The following is a 15672-nucleotide window of genomic DNA, read 5'->3' as shown; positions in this document are numbered from 1 at the left end:
TAGAGTTAAGAGTTTAGAGTTAAGAGTGGGTAACACCAAACTTTGACTTTAAACTTTTAACTTTTAACTCTTAACTAAAAAAAATGTATTTAGAAATAATCACACCTGATAAAAAGGTTTTTGCCGGTGAGGTAACATCAGCCCAGTTTCCGGGAGCCAATGGTTCTTTTGAGGTTCTGGACTCTCACGCTCCACTCATCAGCACCTTGGAACAAGGCAGGATACGTGTCACTACCAACAAAAGCCAGGAATTTTTTACCGTTGACGGTGGTGTGGTAGAAGTGCTAAACAACAAGATTATTGTACTTGCTGAGTCTGTGACTGAGTAGGAAAAGCATAAAAGAACAAAAAAGCCCCCCCTGTTTGTAAAAGCAGGAGGGGCTTTTGTTTTTATAAAGTATACTTTAGTTGCTGTACAATAGTAACTTTTCCTTGCTGCCCGGTAAGATAATTGTTTTTACAAAGCTGAGGCCTAGCTTCTCCAACAGTTTGATAGATCTGAGGTTGGTAGGTAAAGTGATGGGGGCTATCTTGTGTAGCGCCAGCTGGTTTTGTGCATAATCCAAAGTAGCACTCGCTATTTCGTAGGCGTAGCCATTCCTGTAGTAACCAGGCAAAAAAGCAAATCCAATGTCTGGGTTCTCTAAGCTATCTCTCTTGATAATTCCGCACATTCCAATTGCTTCGCCGTCTTCTCTTCTTTCCACCAGAGAAAGACCAAAACCGTTTTGCCTGTAGCTTTCTAAAGGACCATTCTCTAAATATGCAGTTGCCTGCTCCGCTGTCTTAATATTTTTATCTCCGATAAACTGTAGCCAGCCAGGGCTGTTGACAAGTTCAATGATAAAGTTGGTGTCACTGAGTGTGAACTCTCGCAGTCTTAGCCGTGCTGTTTCGAGGATGTGGGGCATGATTGGGGAAGTTGGATAGTTTAGCGGATTAGTGCAGCCGAAGCCCGAAGCGAAGCAAGGGTTACGGCTGCACCGGGTTACGGGGTAGTAATTATTCTTTTATAACTCAATAGAGATTTTCACTTTTCCACCCAAGCCTTTCTCTACAATATCAAATAAGGTTTTGAGAGTAAGGTTACTTCCGTCGTTTTCAACTCTGGATATGTAAGTTCTTTTCTTATCGATGATATCCCCTAACTCCTGCTGGGTCAGGTGTCGAGCTTCACGGGCCTTTTTCAATTCAAGTCCGATTTTAAATGACTCGAACTCCCTGTCAAGGTTGTCACGCCTCTCTGTGCCCTTCACTCCATACACTCTGTTCTTGATATCTGCCCAAGAACTAACTTCTCTATCTTTATCATTTCCCTTCATAATATTCAGCCATTAATTGTAGTGCCTTATCAATCTCTTTTTTTGGTGTTTTTTGCGTCTTCTTCTGAAAGCCATTTAGCAAGATGACCAGCTTGCCTTCGTCGAAAAAACAGAACACGCGCCAAATATTGGAAGCAAGTTGAACACGTGCTTCATATAGCCCGTCTGTGCCAGTCAGGTGCTTCAGGTAATTTTGAGGCACCCGCTCAAGTGTTTCTATCGCTTCCAAAATCTTGAATATCTTGTCCTGCACCTTAACGGGCTGCTCCTTCAAGAAATCTTCAAAGTAGTTTTTATAAGCAATGATTTCTCTGATTTTCTCCATCTGCTGTATATTCAACAGTAAATGTAACTTAAAAGTTACTATTAATTACAAAAAAAATACTTCCCTTCTATGATTTCTTATTTCCCGTAACGGTTTGTATGAACAACGAGCAAGGCCGTCGGTCGATGCTTGATGTTTATACAGTGTTACTTGCTGTTATTTTTCTCTTTTAGCTCCAGTTTGGAGTCAAGCAAGCCTTGAAAGAAATCTTTGAAGTTCAATTTTCTATCAGAGATTTGATATTCCTCGTGGTCGAAGAAGTATACTTTGTCTTCGTCGGTCTCCATGTTGAGACAATAATAATCCCCGCTACTGCCAGCAAATGGGAGAAATCTTTCTTCCAGTAGTTCATCTGGAATGTAGTCTTTTAGCTCTTTTCTTAAACTCGTGATTCCATAAATGTCTGTGTACATTATATGAAATCTTATTGGGGAATATTGTTCTAGAAATTCTCTGTAGGGCTGAGGAATCCTGATTTGGAATTCTTTTTCTAAGTCGGTTAGTTCTGAAGCGTTAAAAGTCGAAAGTTGTAGTGATGGCGTGCTGTTAGGAAACTGCTTTATAAACTCCGCGCTTTCTTCTCTCAAGATACCGACCAACTTGTCGATTACGTCTGCTGTTTCTTTATTCATTTTTATATTTAATAGCAAGTAACTACTGTGTAAACGTCATCGTGACGTTTATCTGCATTATATGCGGAGCAGCTTTAGTGAGAAGTAAAGTATAAAGCTGCTCCCCCCCCTACAATATAGTAATTTTCACTAAAGCAGTTGCAGAACAACTCCTAGCCTGGCCTATAGTACCTTTAATTCAACATCGCCACCCACAGGGTAGCCCACACATGTAAGTATAAGGCCCTTCTCCAGATCCCGCTCTGTCAGCACTTCGTTATACGACATCCATACTTTACCCTTTAAAATTTTTGCGAGGCAGCTGCCGCACTTGCCGGTTTCGCAGCTGTACGGAAGTATAGCACCTGCTTTTCGGGCACTTTGCAGAATGGTGTTCGGATATTCGCTCTCAATATTATACTTTTCTCCCTTAAAGTGAAGTATAACTGTATGCGCTTCAGTATCTGGAGGCTGCACTTTAGGCGGAACCTTCACGATGTTAAAAATCTCTTTACGGATATTATTTGCCGGCACACCCGCCTGGCGAAGGGCATAAGAGGTAAGGCGCATGTAATTTTCAGGGCCACAAAGGTAAAACAACTGCTGCTGAGGAGGAGATATCGATAAATTGTGCAGAAACGTTTTGAGCAGATCTTTGTGCAGGCGTGCCCGGTTCAGGTCAGGGGAGTTGCTGAAAAGGAACTCGATGTGCAGTTTGCCCGGGTGAGCCTCTGCCAACTCCTGCAAAGGCTTTAAAAACATGGCGCGTGCCGGAGAGTTGTTACTATAAAGCAGCACAAGCGACAGTTCAGGGTAAGTATAAAGCGCCTCTTTCAGCAAAGAATAGATGGGGGTAATACCGCTACCGGCTGCCAGCAAAAATATCTGTTTATACGCGCTGATATTATCTGGCAAGGTAAAGAGTCCTGCTGCCCCTGTAGTTAAAACTTGATCTCCGACTTTGGCCTGATCTACCAGTTGGCGCGAGTAAAAGCCATTTTCTATTCTTTTAACCCCAATAGAAAGCGGTTCTTTTAGTGCAGGAGCAGAGGTGATAGAGTAGGACCTCCTAATTTCGCCCTGCGGGTGCTGGTGCACAAGTGTGAGGTACTGGCCAGCCTTGTAAGGGAGATTATTTGCCGTAGCGCCGTCAAAAGTGAAAACCTTTACACCGTCTACTTCCTCTTTTATGCCGGTAATGGTTAATGTATGGTATTGGGGTGTTGATTGTTCCAAGTGCTGCAATTTATGTTTTTACAATGTGTACGGGTAACGCGGCCGAGTTGCTTCATGAAAGTATGGAGTTAGAGGCGTGATAAAATACATGAGAGCTATACCCTATTCCTAAATCCTGTTTATCTTTAGGCTGATTAAGATAAAAAATATGCCTAACATCCACCCGAAAACTACGCCTATTTACCAAACCTCGGTTTTTACTTTTGACGATCTGAGTGCGTTGGAATTATACTTTGAGCAACCGGGTCAGAACTACATGTATACCCGCTACGGGAATCCAAATACCGATGAACTGGCGCAGGAGGTAAACAAGCTAGAGGGTGGAATAGGAGGAGTAGTAACTTCATCTGGCATGTCGGCGATACTGGCGGCGGTACTGGCAGTCTGTAAAGCCGGAGACCACGTGCTGTGCGCCGAAGAAATTTACGGGGGCTCTGCAGCGCTATTAAGCCAGGAGCTAACACGGATAGGAATAGAGGTGACCTATGTGCCCTCTGAGGATATGTATACTTTAAAAAAGTATACAAAGGCCAATACACGCCTGATGCTGGCCGAGACGATGAGTAACCCTTTGCTGCAGGTATTAGACATTGCCAAACTGGCCCAGGAAACAAAGAAGCTAAGTATAAAGTTGGTGATAGATAATACTTTTGCTACGCCTGTACTTACTAAACCCCTGGCACTAGGAGCAGATATGGTGATGCATAGCGTTACTAAATACCTTTCGGGGCACAGCGATGTAACGGCTGGTGTGGTCGTTTGCCAGCAGGAGGAGGACCTGCAGCGTGTGCAGACTGTGATGAAAATCTATGGTTTAAACCTTAGCCCTTTTGAAGGTTGGCTAGCAGCTCGCGGCCTGAAAACGCTGCGCCTACGCATGAAACAGCATTGCAGCAATGCCTTGGCTATAGCGCAGTTTCTACAGCAGCATCCCAAAGTAGAGCAGGTATGGTATCCTGGTCTTGAGGCGCACCCGCAGCACGCGCTGGCAAAGCAGCAGGGCCAGGACATGTTTGGCGGCATGCTCAGCTTCAGAATTAAAGACGAAAAAGAGGCTGTAAACCGCTTTATGCAAGGCCTTACAAGTATACCATTTGCGCCTTCATTGGCTGGAGTCAGTACGTCAATTTCTTACCCAATGGGTACTTCACATCGTTCGTTAAGCACTCAGCAGCAGCAAAAGTTAGGTATTACTACTGGTGTAATTCGTTTATCTGTGGGAATAGAGGAGCCGGAGGAGTTGATTGCCGAACTGGAGCAAGCGTTAGAGCAGGTGTAGTTTTATACTTTTCAGCTACCGTAGTAGGGCGGGGAATTTTTAACTACTTCTTCAGCTGTCTTCATAACAGCAGTTGCTCTTCCTCTTGTCTTAATAATTCAATTCTGAGTGTTGCAAGTGAAGAAACAGAATCTACATAGTTTATAGTTTTGCAAGAGTAACAGTAGAGTTCCCCGCCTTAGACAAGGAGGGGCAGTAGACCCGGTTAATGAAGTTTCTACACTACCTCCAGCAGTTTCTTCATGGTCTTCACCACTTTTTCCAGTTCTTCTTCCTGTAAGCTGCTGCTGCTTGGCAGGCAGAGGCCACGGTTATAGAGCTTTTCACTAAGGCCATCACCAAAGTATAAACTATCGGCAAAAAGCGGTTGTAAATGCAATGGCTTACAGAGCAGCCGAGATTCAATATTCTCTTCTTCCAGGGCTTTTCTGATGCTTTCCGGTTGCTGGCCTTCTGGTAAGAGTACGGTTGTTAGCCAGCGGTTCGAAAAGCTTGTTTTAGGTTCCTGCAAAAATGCCAGCCCCTCTATACTTTCTAATTGGCTGCGGTAGAGGTTAAACACCTCCCGGCGCTGTTTTACACGCAGCTCCAGCACCTCCAGTTGTCCCCGGCCTATACCAGCGCTGATATTGCTCAAACGATAATTATAGCCCAATTCAGCGTGATCATCGTTTGGCGCTGCATCGTTTGCATGATTTGCCAGAAATAGCGCCTTATCTGCCAATTCTTGTTCTGCTGTAATGATAGCGCCTCCGGCAGAGGTAGTAATAATTTTATCATCGCTGAAAGAGAAAACGCCAATCTGTCCAAATGTACCTACCTGGTGGCCGCTATAACGCGAGCCAAGTGCTTCTGCAGCATCTTCTACTACAGGTATGCCATACTCATCGGCAACAGCCATCAGCTCTTTTAACTTTGCCGGCATGCCGTAGAGGTGCACCACAAGTATAGCCTTTGGTTTTTTGCCTTTATTGGTGCGTTCCTCTATAGCATCGCGAAGGGTATCGGGGCACATGTTCCAGGTTTCGGCTTCGCTATCAATAAAAACGGGCTTAGCCCCTAAGTATAAAATTGGATTGGCAGAGGCTGCAAACGTGAAGGTAGAGCAAAGCACTTCGTCTCCGGGGCCAACGCCGAGCAGGCGCAAGGCCATGTGTATTGCTGCTGTGCCGGAGTTAAGCGCTACAGCATACCGGGCGTTTGTGTGCTGGCAAATATCATGTTCGAAGCCGACAAGGTTAGGGCCGGCAGTTGTTACCCAGTTGTCTTCTATTGCTTTCTGCACATAATTTTTCTCGTGCCCGCCCATGTGCGGAACAGAAAGGAAAATTCGCCCTGGCCTGTACATCATGTCTTTACTTTTTTGGAGGGTGATTTAATGGATAACTGCGCTACACTTAAGTTTATACTTGAACGACAATTTTAGCTATAACTGTATATATATTTTGCTCTATACGTATGCTAGATCAATATAGTGAAAAGACTTTCATCTGAAAGGCTACTTACGTACTAAACGAGAATATGCTGCAGCGGTGCGCGGGTTTGCGGGCATTTTTATAGATTGCAGCTTAAAAAATTTCCACAAACAAGATGCTGGATTTTCCGAATGCCAAGATTAACCTTGGTTTATACATTACCTCCAAAAGGCCTGACGGATTTCATGACCTACAGTCTTGCTTTTACCCCGTAAAATGGTGCGATGCGCTAGAGATTTTGCCGGCCGCGGAAGAGCGCTTCGACATGACAGGCCTGCCCGTGCCCGGAGACCCCAGTACAAACCTGTGCCTGAAAGCATATAAGCTCTTGCAGCGCGATTTTAATTTACCGCCGGTACATATGCACCTGCACAAGGTTATACCAATGGGAGCTGGTTTGGGAGGAGGCTCTGCAGATGCTGCCTTCACTCTTACAATACTTAACAGGTTATTTAATTTAAGCCTGCCAGGTGAGGCATTGGAAAACTATGCCCGGCAATTGGGCAGCGACTGCGCCTTCTTTATTCAGAACAAGCCTGTTATTGCCACCGAAAAAGGCGACGTGTTCGCGCCAACTGACCTGGACTTAAGCGGTTATACTTGTGTGGTGGTGTACCCGGGCATACATATTACTACAGCAGAGGCATACGGGAGTATTAAACCGGCTGAACCCGCTTATACCATGGAACAGCTCCTGAAGCAGGATGTGAGTGCGTGGAAAGATGTACTGAAAAACGACTTTGAAGAAGCGCTTTTCCCGAAGTATCCGGAGTTGCCAAAGATAAAAGAAAAGTTGTATGCTGCAGGAGCAGTATACGCTTCTATGACAGGTTCAGGCTCTGCTGTTTACGGTTTGTTTAAGGAAGGGCCAGAAGAGTTAATCTTCCCCGATCACTACATGCTCTGGAAAGGTTTGCTTTAGTTTTTTGCGGCGCTTGTCATAAGCATCCAGGATAGGATAGATAAATACGCTTAACAGGATAATGGCAGCACCGAGGTAAAAGCCAGACGACATTTGCTCATCATCTTTAAAGATCAGCAACGCAAGTATAATTCCATAGATCGGCTCCAGGTTTACGGTCAGGTTCATGGTATAAGCTGAAATGCGTTGCATTATCCTGACAGAGGCTGTATAGGCATAAACGGTGCAAGCCAGGGCAAGTACCAGCAGGTATACCCAGTCCATGCTGTTCATGGTAAAGTTTAGCGCCCCGCCTTCCGCAAAATAGGTAGTATAAATCGGGAAGAACAATACTGTGCCCAGGCAAGCGCCTGCCATCTCGTAAGCTGTAATAGTAGTAGAAGGTATGCGCTTTACAAGTTTGGCATTGATAATGGTAAAGATAGAACCCATCAGCGCAGATGCGATAGCCATACTTATGCCCAATATGCTGTTGAACTCAGTCTCGTTCTTAAAAATAATGTAGAGCCCGAATATGACCAGCAGGGCCAGTAGGATTTCGTGAGGCTTTATCCTGGTTTTACTGAAAAGAGGGTCTAGCAAGGCGGTCCAGAGGCTGCAGGTGGCAATACCAACTAGCGTAATAGATACAGAAGAAACGCGTGCCGCCGCAAAAAACAGGATCCAGTGGGCTGCTATGATAAAGCCTACTCCTAAGAGCTTTACTGCCTGCACCCGGCCCATCCAAAAAGGCGTGCCGCGCTTGTAAATGATTGCCCCGATAGCCAGCGCTGTAATGGAGGTGCGCAAGGCTACCAACTCTACAGCAGGTATCGTTATAAGCTTACCAAGTATAGCCGTAAACCCCCATAGGAAAACGATGAAGTGAAGCTCCAGAAAATCTTTAAAGCGAGGCATCTTAGCGCGGAACGTAACGGTACAACAGTAAACCAATACCCGTGAAAACTATCGTGGGTATCCAGGCGGCAATGGCAGGATCAATATCTCCAACCTGTGCCAGACTGCGGCTAGTGATAACGAAGATGATAAATATGAACGCAAAGAAGAAACCGAGCGCAATCTGGAAGCCGACGCCGCCACGAGCCTTACGTGCACTCACAATAACCCCGATCACGGTAAGTATGATGATGGCAAAAGGATAACTGAAGCGCTCATACTTTTCGATCAGGTATGTTTCCAGGTCATCTGCGCCCCGCGATTTTTTCTCGTCGATGTAGCGGTTTAGCTCCGTTAAAGTCATGGTCTGCTCCAGTTTATAGGTGCTTTCGAAGTCTTTTGGTGTAAGGGCCAACGCTGTATCAAGTACACCGCCTTTCAGCAGCGTCTCCTTTTCGCCGTCAAAAGTGCGCAGGGTATAGCTGTCCAGGTGCCATTTCTGTTTTTCTTCGTCCCAACGCACGTTGCTGGAAGTTAACTTGCTTTTAAGCTTGGTGTTATCAATGGTCTCGAGGGCAAAGTTGTAGCCAATGTTGGCTGTGTTGTTATAGCTTTCCATGTACACATAGGTTTCAGGGCCTATTTTAACGTGTATGTTGCGCGAGTCGTAGGTAAAGGTGCTTTTGGTGTACTTTATCTGGAAAGCCACACTCTCTTTGTTTGCATTGGGTATAACCCAGCCAATGAGCACAAAAATAACAATGGCAATAAGCGATGAGCCGATCAGGTAAGGCACCAGTAATCTTCTGAAGCTTACGCCGCTGCTAAGTATAGCTATTATTTCGGTATGCGAAGCCAGCTGTGCCGTAACAAAAACAGTAGCAATAAATACTGTAATCGGGCTTAGCATATTGGCATAGTACGGAATCAGGTTCAGGTAATAATCGAAAAGGATCTCGCCAATGGCCACATTATGCTTGATAAAGTCATCGTTCTTCTCTGTGAAGTCAATCACCAGAATCACCGATACCAGTATCAGCACCACAAACACGAAAGTGGTCAGGAACTTCTTTAGTATGTACTTATCGAGTAGCTTCAATGCTTCGCTTTAGTTTAGTGTTAAAAGTTATGGGTTAAGAGTTTGTGTGTAATGATAGTCAGAAGCAGGTACTATGAAATCCTGCTTTTAACTTTATACGCTTAACTTTTAACTGGCTGGTTAGAGCCTTGTCATCAGTTTCTTTACCATTACATCTTTCCAATCGCGGAAAGTGCCGTCTATAATGCGTTGGCGCGCCTGCTTTACCAGCCACAGATAGAACGTAAGGTTATGCACGCTGGCAATTTGCCCGGCCAGGTACTCCCCGCTATGTATCAGGTGGCGCAGGTAAGCTTTGCTGTAAAATGTGCTTACATAGCCTCCCAGCTCTGCATCAATAGGGCTGTAGTCATCAGCCCACTTTTTATTACGGATATTAATAACACCCTGCGTAGTGAAAAGCATTCCATTACGGGCATTGCGGGTTGGGAGCACACAGTCAAACATATCCACGCCTAAGGCAATGTTCTCCAGTATGTTGGCTGGCGTGCCTACCCCCATTAAGTAGCGTGGCTTATCTTCCGGAAGTATATCGCAAACCAGTTCGGTCATCTCATACATCATCTCGGCTGGCTCGCCTACTGATAAGCCACCAATGGCATTACCTTCGCGTCCGAAACTGGCAATTGTCTCGGCAGACTGTATGCGCAGGTCTTTGTAAGTGCTGCCCTGCACAATCGGGAAAAGCGTTTGGCTGTAGCCATACTTTGGCTCGGTGCTGTCAAACCTGTCTACGCAGCGCTGCAGCCAGCGGTGTGTGCGCTCCATAGAGTACTTAGCGTACGTATGGTCGCAAGGGTAGGGGGTGCACTCGTCGAAAGCCATAATGATGTCTGCACCAATCGTGCGTTGTGTGTCCATCACATTCTCCGGAGTAAAGTTAAGCGTAGAGCCGTCTATGTGCGACTTGAACTTAACGCCCTCTTCTTTTATTTTGCGTGTGCCTGCCAGCGAGAAAACCTGGTAGCCGCCGCTGTCTGTAAGTATGGGCCTGTCCCAGCCGTTAAATTTATGCAAACCGCCTGCCTGCTCCAACACATCAAGGCCGGGGCGCAGGTATAAGTGGTAGGTGTTGCCAAGTATGATTTCGGCTTTAATATCGTCTTTCAGCTCACGCTGGTGCACCGCCTTAACGGTGCCGGCCGTGCCAACGGGCATAAAAATTGGCGTTTCGATGGCACCGTGTTCGGTTTGTACTACACCGGCACGCGCTTTAGACTGAGGATCTTTGGCTACTAATGAAAATTGCATACGTTAAGTTTTCAGCCCTGCCTTTGCAAGAACAGCGCCAGCTGCGGTGGCTGCTAAACAGCTAATGCACAGCGTTTATTTATAATTCTAAAAGAACCGGCAAAGATACAAAGTGTAGCGCCACAAACCATACAATTTTTTTAATGCGGCTATACTTCGGAAATGGGTATTTAATGGCTATTTTTGAGGAGGGAATAGTTAAATTGTTTGATAGCGAGTAGTCGATTTTGTTTTTGCCGGTAGATCAGCAGAAACATGCGGCATGTAAACAGTACAACCATTTAACAGGCCAACCATTTAACAAATTACCGTATTGATTACAAGTATACTGCTGGTGCTGCTCGGACTTTGTGTGCTGGTGCAGCTTTATTTTGCGTTTTTTTATTTTCTGCCCCTCACCAAGTACACAGATCCGCAGTCTGAGGTAAGGCGGCCCGTGTCGGTTATTGTGGCGGCCCACAACGAACAGGACAACCTGTACGAGTTGCTACCCATGCTGCTGGACCAGGAGTACCCGCAATTTGAGATAATAGTGGTAAACGATCGCTCAGACGACGACACAGAATTTTACCTGTTTGAGCTGGAAAAGCAATTTCCGCACTTTAAGGTAGTAACGGTAAAAAAGACGCCGGATTACCTTAACCCCAAAAAATATGCGGTAGCCCTGGGCATCAGAGCAGCTAAGTATGAGCACATGCTTTTTATCGATGCCGATTGCCGGCCATGCAGCCTTAACTGGATCGAGAAGATGCAGAGCGGTTACGAATCGGGGGCAGAAGTTGTACTTGGTTACTCTCCATATGCACAATTAAAAGGTTTTTTAAATAGCTTGATCCGATATGAAACCTTGCTTACCGGAATTCAGTATCTGTCTCATGCAAACCTAGGGAAACCTTATATGGGTGTGGGTAGAAACTTATCCTATACCAAATCATGTTTCTTTAAGAACAAAGGGTTTGCATCTCACATCAAAACAATGGGCGGCGACGATGACCTTTTTGTTCGTGATGCCGCCAACAATAGTAAAGTTAGCATTGTTATCAACAAGGAGGCGCAAACAGTAAGCATTCCTAAAAAGACGTTTTGGGAATGGGTTGTGCAAAAACGTAGGCATATGTCCGTTGGGGGGCGTTATAAAGCGGCAGACAGAAGAAGGATAGGAGCTTTTGTAGTATCAAATGTATTTTTCTATTTCCTTTTAATTATTCTTCTTGTTTTAAATAGCCATTTAGCTATATTGGGTGCGCTTGTTGGCGTACGCTATCTGTCGGTTTTTCCGGTATATGTGCTGGCCGCACGCAGACTCGACGAAACGGTATCCCTGCCATTATTGCCTGTGCTGGATGTAGTGTATTTCTTTACCTATGTCTTCCTTGGGATATCTGTATTAATGTATAAACGACTCAGATGGAAGTAAACAAACAATTCTCTGCAAAAGCAAAGCACGACTTTAAGCTTATTCAGGCAGCGGTGGAAGATAACGATGAAAAAGCGTACGCCGAACTGATGAGCATCTATAAAAAGCCCGTTTACCACGTGGTGCTTAAGATGGTGCGCAACGCTGACGACGCAGAGGACTTAACGATAGAGGCTTTTGCCAAGGCATTCAGAAACCTGCATAAGTTTAACCCGGAGTACGCCTTCAGTACCTGGCTTTTCCGCATCGCCACAAACAACTGTATCGACTTTATCCGCAAGAACAGGATCAAAACGATGTCAATCGACTCGGCCATTAAAATTGACAACGGCGACGAGATAACGATTGACTTTAAAGATAAGAACCTGAACCCGCAGGAAGAGGCAATCAAGAACCAGAAGATCGAGATTATGCAGTATGTGGTGGCTAAGCTGCCAGAAAAGTACCAGCGCCTTGTTACGCTGCGTTACTTTAACGAGCTTAGCTACGAAGAGATTGCCACGGAACTTAACGCCCCGCTAGGCACCGTAAAAGCCCAGCTGCACCGTGCCCGCGAATTACTCTATGACATGGTAAAGAACAAAAAGCACCTCATCTAAACAGCATTAAATTAAGGTTAAAATTTGATTACGTTAGAAACCCCTGTTGCCCGTAAGCAGCAGGGGTTTTATACTTTTAGTGCGGATGCCATACTTATTTTATACTTTTGCAGACGGATATTTTATACTTGCGATGAGATTCTTTTCGAAGGAGAGGTGGCTGGAACGGATAGGGGAGTTATACTTGCAGCTGCGGCTACGCACCCCTGAGAAAATTGAGCGCGAGCTAAGTATAAAGTATGAAGGCCAGTACCGCAATGCCGGGCTTGTGCTGCTGTTTGATGTGTTTATGGCCTTAGCCGTAGTTGCTGCCGTGGTGGTGCTTGCCGCTATTTTATACTTGTTTGCTGCTTAGCGTTCACAATTTCTAATTCATACTAAAAAAATATGCCTCATTCTACTGCCATCCGCACGCTTTTGTCTGGTTACTTTCCGGCGCTTACCGAAGACCAACTGCAAAAGTATGAGCACATGGGGGAGCTGTACCAGGAGTGGAACCAGAAGATAAACGTGATCTCGCGGAAGGACATGGACCAGTTGGGCGTGCACCATATTCTGCACTCGCTGGGCATTGCTAAGGTAGTTCAGTTTCCGGAGCACACTTCGGTGATGGATGTGGGCACAGGCGGCGGGTTACCAGGCTTGCCGCTGGCAGTTATGTTCCCGGAGGTAAAATTCCATTTGGTAGATTCTATCGGTAAAAAAATACATGTGGTGCAGGAGATTGCCCGCGAATTGCATTTGCAAAACGTTACAGCCAGCCATACCCGCGCAGAGCAGGTGCGCGACAAGTATGATTTTGTTGTGAGCCGTGCCGTAACGCGTTTAGCCAACTTCTGGCCCTGGATTATGAGCAGCTTTAAGAAAACCGGGTTGCCAACCGAGGGCTTGTACTACCTGAAAGGCGGTGAGCTGGAGGAAGAAATCGCGGAGTCAGGCCTGATCACGAATGTACATCACCTATCGGAATATTTTACGGAGGAGTTTTTTGAGACGAAGAAGGTGGTGTATGTGCCGCTAACAAGGCGCTAATATTGTAAAACGCCTGCCAGAGCTATAAAATACGAGCGCGTGATAAACTTCGAAGACATACATTACCTGCAATTTGGGAATGTGCGCCAGCAGGCGGCATACAAGGTGTTGGTAAAGTATAAAGTAATGGAGAGGCTTGTCGCCTTTGATCCGCTATTGGCAGGTACTATACCCATTGGTATCGATACACCACAAAGCGATCTGGATATTATTTGCTGCTGGAAGAACAAAGCTAACTTCTATGATCAGCTCCTGCATCAATTTTCTGGTTATGGTCACTTTAGTATCAAAGAGACTAACATTGATAACTGCGAAAGTATAATTGCATGCTTTAGACTGGATGACTTTGATGTGGAGGTGTTCGGGCAGCATATACCTTCGCGTGAGCAGAAAGCTTACCGCCACATGCTGGTTGAGTATAAGCTACTGCTAAAGTATGGCGAACCTTTCCGGCAGCAGGTTTTGCAGTTAAAGCAACAAGGCGCTAAAACCGAACCTGCGTTTGCTCAGTTACTGAACTTGCCCGGCAACCCTTACGAGGCACTTCTGCAACCGCATACAAGTTAGCAGGTGCAGTTGTTGTACTATGCCTGCTCCTCAAGTATAAATTTAACTGCCCTCGCCTCAGAGTAATAAGCATCTTTCCTGAAATCTTCGGTAAAGCCAACGTGGCCGCCCTCGTTTGGCATTTCGAGGTAAAAGTATGGGTTTTGCTCAGCTTCAAGTATAGGGTAGCAAGGCGGCCCCAGGAAAGGGTCGTTTTTAGCATTTACCAATAGCGTAGGCACCTTTATGTTTGTAATAAATTGCTTGGAGCTAACACGCGCATAGTAATCGTCAGCATCTTTAAAGCCATGTAGCGGTGCTGTATAGCGGTTGTCAAACTCCGGAAAAGACCAAAGTATACTATAATCTGTCAGGTCAACCTCGTTGGGGTACATTTGCCTTTTCTGCTCCAGTTTGGCGCCTAAAGTTTTCAAGAACCGCTGCGTGTATATTCTGGAGATTTGCTGGGCCGATGATTTCAAGTCTACTGGCGTAGAAAACACAGCAGATCTTTTTACCTCTGAGGGCAGTCTTTCCGGTGCTTCGCCAAGATACTTTAAAGTGATGTTGCCGCCAGCACTAAAGCCTACCAGGAAAATGTTGTCGTAACTGCCGGTATCTAAAGCATGATGTACTACAAACTCCAGGTCATCGGAGGCGCCCAGGTGGTAGGAGCGTAGCAGTTTATTAGGCTCTCCGCTGCAGCTGCGGTAGTTCCAGGCCAACGCATCCACGCCACGCTTGTTAAATGCCTTTACCATGCCCTGTATGTACGGTCTGCCGGTGTCTCCCTCCAGCCCATGCGAAAGTATGACTAACTCATTCGATCCAACCCTGGACCAGTCAATGTCAATAAAATCGTCGTCGGGGGTAAGTACGCGTTCGCGTTCGTATAAAACGCCGTCTACATGCCTGAACAAACTTGGGATAATCGTTTGCAGGTGACCGTTAAAGAGGTAAAAGGGTGATTTATGCTTTGATGCAACAATAGGCATGGCTACTAATTTATACAGCTACTGTTATACTTATAAGTACGATTATGGCGCAAAAATAAGCTATTCTTAGCTGCGTATATATCAATATTCTGTTTTCTTCGTATTTAGGGCTTATAACCAATCAATACAACTATGAAATTTGCATCAAAGTTTAAAACAATAGGATTTGCGTTAACCATCGGTATGTTCACATTCGCCTGCTCGCAGGAAACCCAGAATGAAACCAACGCAGAAGTAAATGAGGCCCAAGCCGACATGAATGATGCCAACGCTGAGATGAACCGGGAATATGATGAGTTTAATACATGGGTGACCACAAACTCAGAGCGTGCCGAAACGGTAACAGCCGACGAGTACCGTGAAATGCGTTCAGAGTATAACCGCCGCTCTGCAGAACTAGAGGCAGAAAGCAGCACCTGGGATGATGAAACCCGCAGAGAATGGGAAGAGACTAAAGCAGACTGGAACGACTTTGAGAATAAGGTGCAGTCGCGTTTAGGCAAAATTGATGATGTAGATGTAGACGTTGACGTAGACAGAAATTAACGCTACATATTGTATAAGTTAATAAAAAAGCCACCAGGTATAAAACTGGCGGCTTTTTTTGTTTTATTGTCCTGTCCTGAAATAGGTTGACACCAACATCAACCTTATATGGAAAAACTGACAGCGAAAAAAGGCAAGCGT

At 45.5% G+C, this 15672-nt stretch carries 19 protein-coding genes; 9 read left to right on the top strand and 10 right to left on the bottom strand.

Features of this window, described 5'->3' with window-relative positions:
* Window positions 1-83 precede the first annotated feature (83 nt).
* Window positions 84-329, top strand: coding sequence for an ATP synthase F1 subunit epsilon (atpC, locus tag Q1A23_RS15585; protein ID WP_299824935.1), 246 nt, complete (start codon window positions 84-86; stop codon window positions 327-329).
* Window positions 330-404: 75 nt separating this feature from the next.
* Here the strand turns inward: atpC and Q1A23_RS15580 are convergent, their stop codons facing one another.
* From Q1A23_RS15580 to Q1A23_RS15560, 5 genes are all read right to left on the bottom strand, one after another.
* Complete coding sequence (locus Q1A23_RS15580; protein WP_299824933.1) at window positions 405-911, bottom strand: GNAT family N-acetyltransferase; 507 nt, start codon at window positions 909-911, stop codon at window positions 405-407.
* A gap of 99 nt (window positions 912-1010) precedes the next feature.
* Window positions 1011-1322, bottom strand: a complete 312-nt coding sequence (locus Q1A23_RS15575) for a helix-turn-helix transcriptional regulator (RefSeq protein ID WP_299824930.1) — start codon at window positions 1320-1322, stop codon at window positions 1011-1013.
* On the bottom strand, window positions 1309-1647 hold the full coding sequence (locus tag Q1A23_RS15570; protein WP_299824928.1) for a type II toxin-antitoxin system RelE/ParE family toxin: 339 nt from the start codon (window positions 1645-1647) through the stop codon (window positions 1309-1311). The genes Q1A23_RS15575 and Q1A23_RS15570 overlap by 14 nt, the downstream gene beginning before the upstream one ends.
* 146 nt (window positions 1648-1793) lie before the next feature.
* Window positions 1794-2279 carry an SMI1/KNR4 family protein gene (locus Q1A23_RS15565; RefSeq protein WP_299824927.1) on the bottom strand — a complete coding sequence of 162 codons (486 nt, stop codon included), beginning with the start codon at window positions 2277-2279 and terminating at the stop codon, window positions 1794-1796.
* A gap of 162 nt (window positions 2280-2441) precedes the next feature.
* Window positions 2442-3494, bottom strand: a complete 1053-nt coding sequence (locus tag Q1A23_RS15560) for a ferredoxin--NADP reductase (protein WP_299824925.1) — start codon at window positions 3492-3494, stop codon at window positions 2442-2444.
* A 148-nt stretch (window positions 3495-3642) separates the two neighbouring features.
* On the opposite strand from Q1A23_RS15560, the gene Q1A23_RS15555 reads away from it, so the two are divergent.
* On the top strand, window positions 3643-4773 hold the full coding sequence (locus tag Q1A23_RS15555; protein ID WP_299824923.1) for an aminotransferase class I/II-fold pyridoxal phosphate-dependent enzyme: 1131 nt from the start codon (window positions 3643-3645) through the stop codon (window positions 4771-4773).
* Between the two features lie 217 nt (window positions 4774-4990).
* Here the strand turns inward: Q1A23_RS15555 and Q1A23_RS15550 are convergent, their stop codons facing one another.
* Window positions 4991-6124, bottom strand: a complete 1134-nt coding sequence (locus Q1A23_RS15550) for a DegT/DnrJ/EryC1/StrS family aminotransferase (RefSeq protein WP_299824921.1) — start codon at window positions 6122-6124, stop codon at window positions 4991-4993.
* 239 nt (window positions 6125-6363) lie between these two features.
* On the opposite strand from Q1A23_RS15550, the gene ispE reads away from it, so the two are divergent.
* Window positions 6364-7170: a 4-(cytidine 5'-diphospho)-2-C-methyl-D-erythritol kinase gene (ispE, locus tag Q1A23_RS15545; RefSeq protein WP_299824920.1), complete on the top strand. Its 807-nt coding sequence runs from the start codon at window positions 6364-6366 to the stop codon at window positions 7168-7170.
* Here the strand turns inward: ispE and Q1A23_RS15540 are convergent.
* From Q1A23_RS15540 to tgt, 3 genes are all read right to left on the bottom strand, one after another.
* A complete protein-coding gene (locus Q1A23_RS15540) occupies window positions 7126-8067 on the bottom strand; it encodes a DMT family transporter (protein ID WP_299824918.1) in 942 nt (313 codons plus the stop codon). The two genes, ispE and Q1A23_RS15540, sit on opposite strands and share 45 nt — an antisense overlap.
* 1 nt (window position 8068) lies before the next feature.
* Complete coding sequence (locus tag Q1A23_RS15535) at window positions 8069-9145, bottom strand: LptF/LptG family permease (RefSeq protein ID WP_299824916.1); 1077 nt, start codon at window positions 9143-9145, stop codon at window positions 8069-8071.
* 120 nt (window positions 9146-9265) lie between these two features.
* Complete coding sequence (gene tgt / locus Q1A23_RS15530; protein WP_299824914.1) at window positions 9266-10396, bottom strand: tRNA guanosine(34) transglycosylase Tgt; 1131 nt, start codon at window positions 10394-10396, stop codon at window positions 9266-9268.
* A 313-nt stretch (window positions 10397-10709) separates the two neighbouring features.
* Between tgt and Q1A23_RS15525 the strand changes: the two genes are divergently transcribed.
* The 5 genes from Q1A23_RS15525 (at window position 10710) to Q1A23_RS15505 (ending at window position 14011) form a co-directional block, all read left to right on the top strand.
* Window positions 10710-11813, top strand: coding sequence for a glycosyltransferase (locus Q1A23_RS15525; RefSeq protein WP_299824912.1), 1104 nt, complete (start codon window positions 10710-10712; stop codon window positions 11811-11813).
* Window positions 11804-12412 (top strand): sigma-70 family RNA polymerase sigma factor, encoded by a 609-nt coding sequence (locus tag Q1A23_RS15520; protein WP_162347085.1) that lies wholly within the window; start codon window positions 11804-11806, stop codon window positions 12410-12412. Before Q1A23_RS15525 ends, Q1A23_RS15520 begins: the two co-directional genes overlap by 10 nt.
* Window positions 12413-12497: 85 nt before the next feature.
* Complete coding sequence (locus tag Q1A23_RS15515) at window positions 12498-12767, top strand: hypothetical protein (protein ID WP_299824908.1); 270 nt, start codon at window positions 12498-12500, stop codon at window positions 12765-12767.
* 32 nt (window positions 12768-12799) lie between these two features.
* Window positions 12800-13444 carry a 16S rRNA (guanine(527)-N(7))-methyltransferase RsmG gene (gene rsmG / locus Q1A23_RS15510; RefSeq protein WP_299824906.1) on the top strand — a complete coding sequence of 215 codons (645 nt, stop codon included), beginning with the start codon at window positions 12800-12802 and terminating at the stop codon, window positions 13442-13444.
* Window positions 13445-13483: 39 nt separating this feature from the next.
* The gene (locus Q1A23_RS15505; RefSeq protein ID WP_299824904.1) at window positions 13484-14011 is read left to right on the top strand and encodes a DUF4269 domain-containing protein; all 528 of its coding nucleotides are present in this window, start codon (window positions 13484-13486) and stop codon (window positions 14009-14011) included.
* Between the two features lie 17 nt (window positions 14012-14028).
* Here Q1A23_RS15505 and Q1A23_RS15500 read toward each other — a convergent pair whose 3' ends face one another.
* A complete protein-coding gene (locus tag Q1A23_RS15500) occupies window positions 14029-14985 on the bottom strand; it encodes an alpha/beta fold hydrolase (RefSeq protein ID WP_299824902.1) in 957 nt (318 codons plus the stop codon).
* Window positions 14986-15117: 132 nt separating this feature from the next.
* On the opposite strand from Q1A23_RS15500, the gene Q1A23_RS15495 reads away from it, so the two are divergent.
* Window positions 15118-15531: a hypothetical protein gene (locus tag Q1A23_RS15495; protein ID WP_299824901.1), complete on the top strand. Its 414-nt coding sequence runs from the start codon at window positions 15118-15120 to the stop codon at window positions 15529-15531.
* Window positions 15532-15672: the final 141 nt, after the last annotated feature.

It is taken from the genome of uncultured Pontibacter sp., assembly GCF_947492645.1.
Taxonomy (GTDB): domain Bacteria; phylum Bacteroidota; class Bacteroidia; order Cytophagales; family Hymenobacteraceae; genus Pontibacter.
The sequence above is the reverse complement of the archived record's forward strand: the minus strand, read 5'-3'. Positions and strand labels throughout refer to the sequence as shown.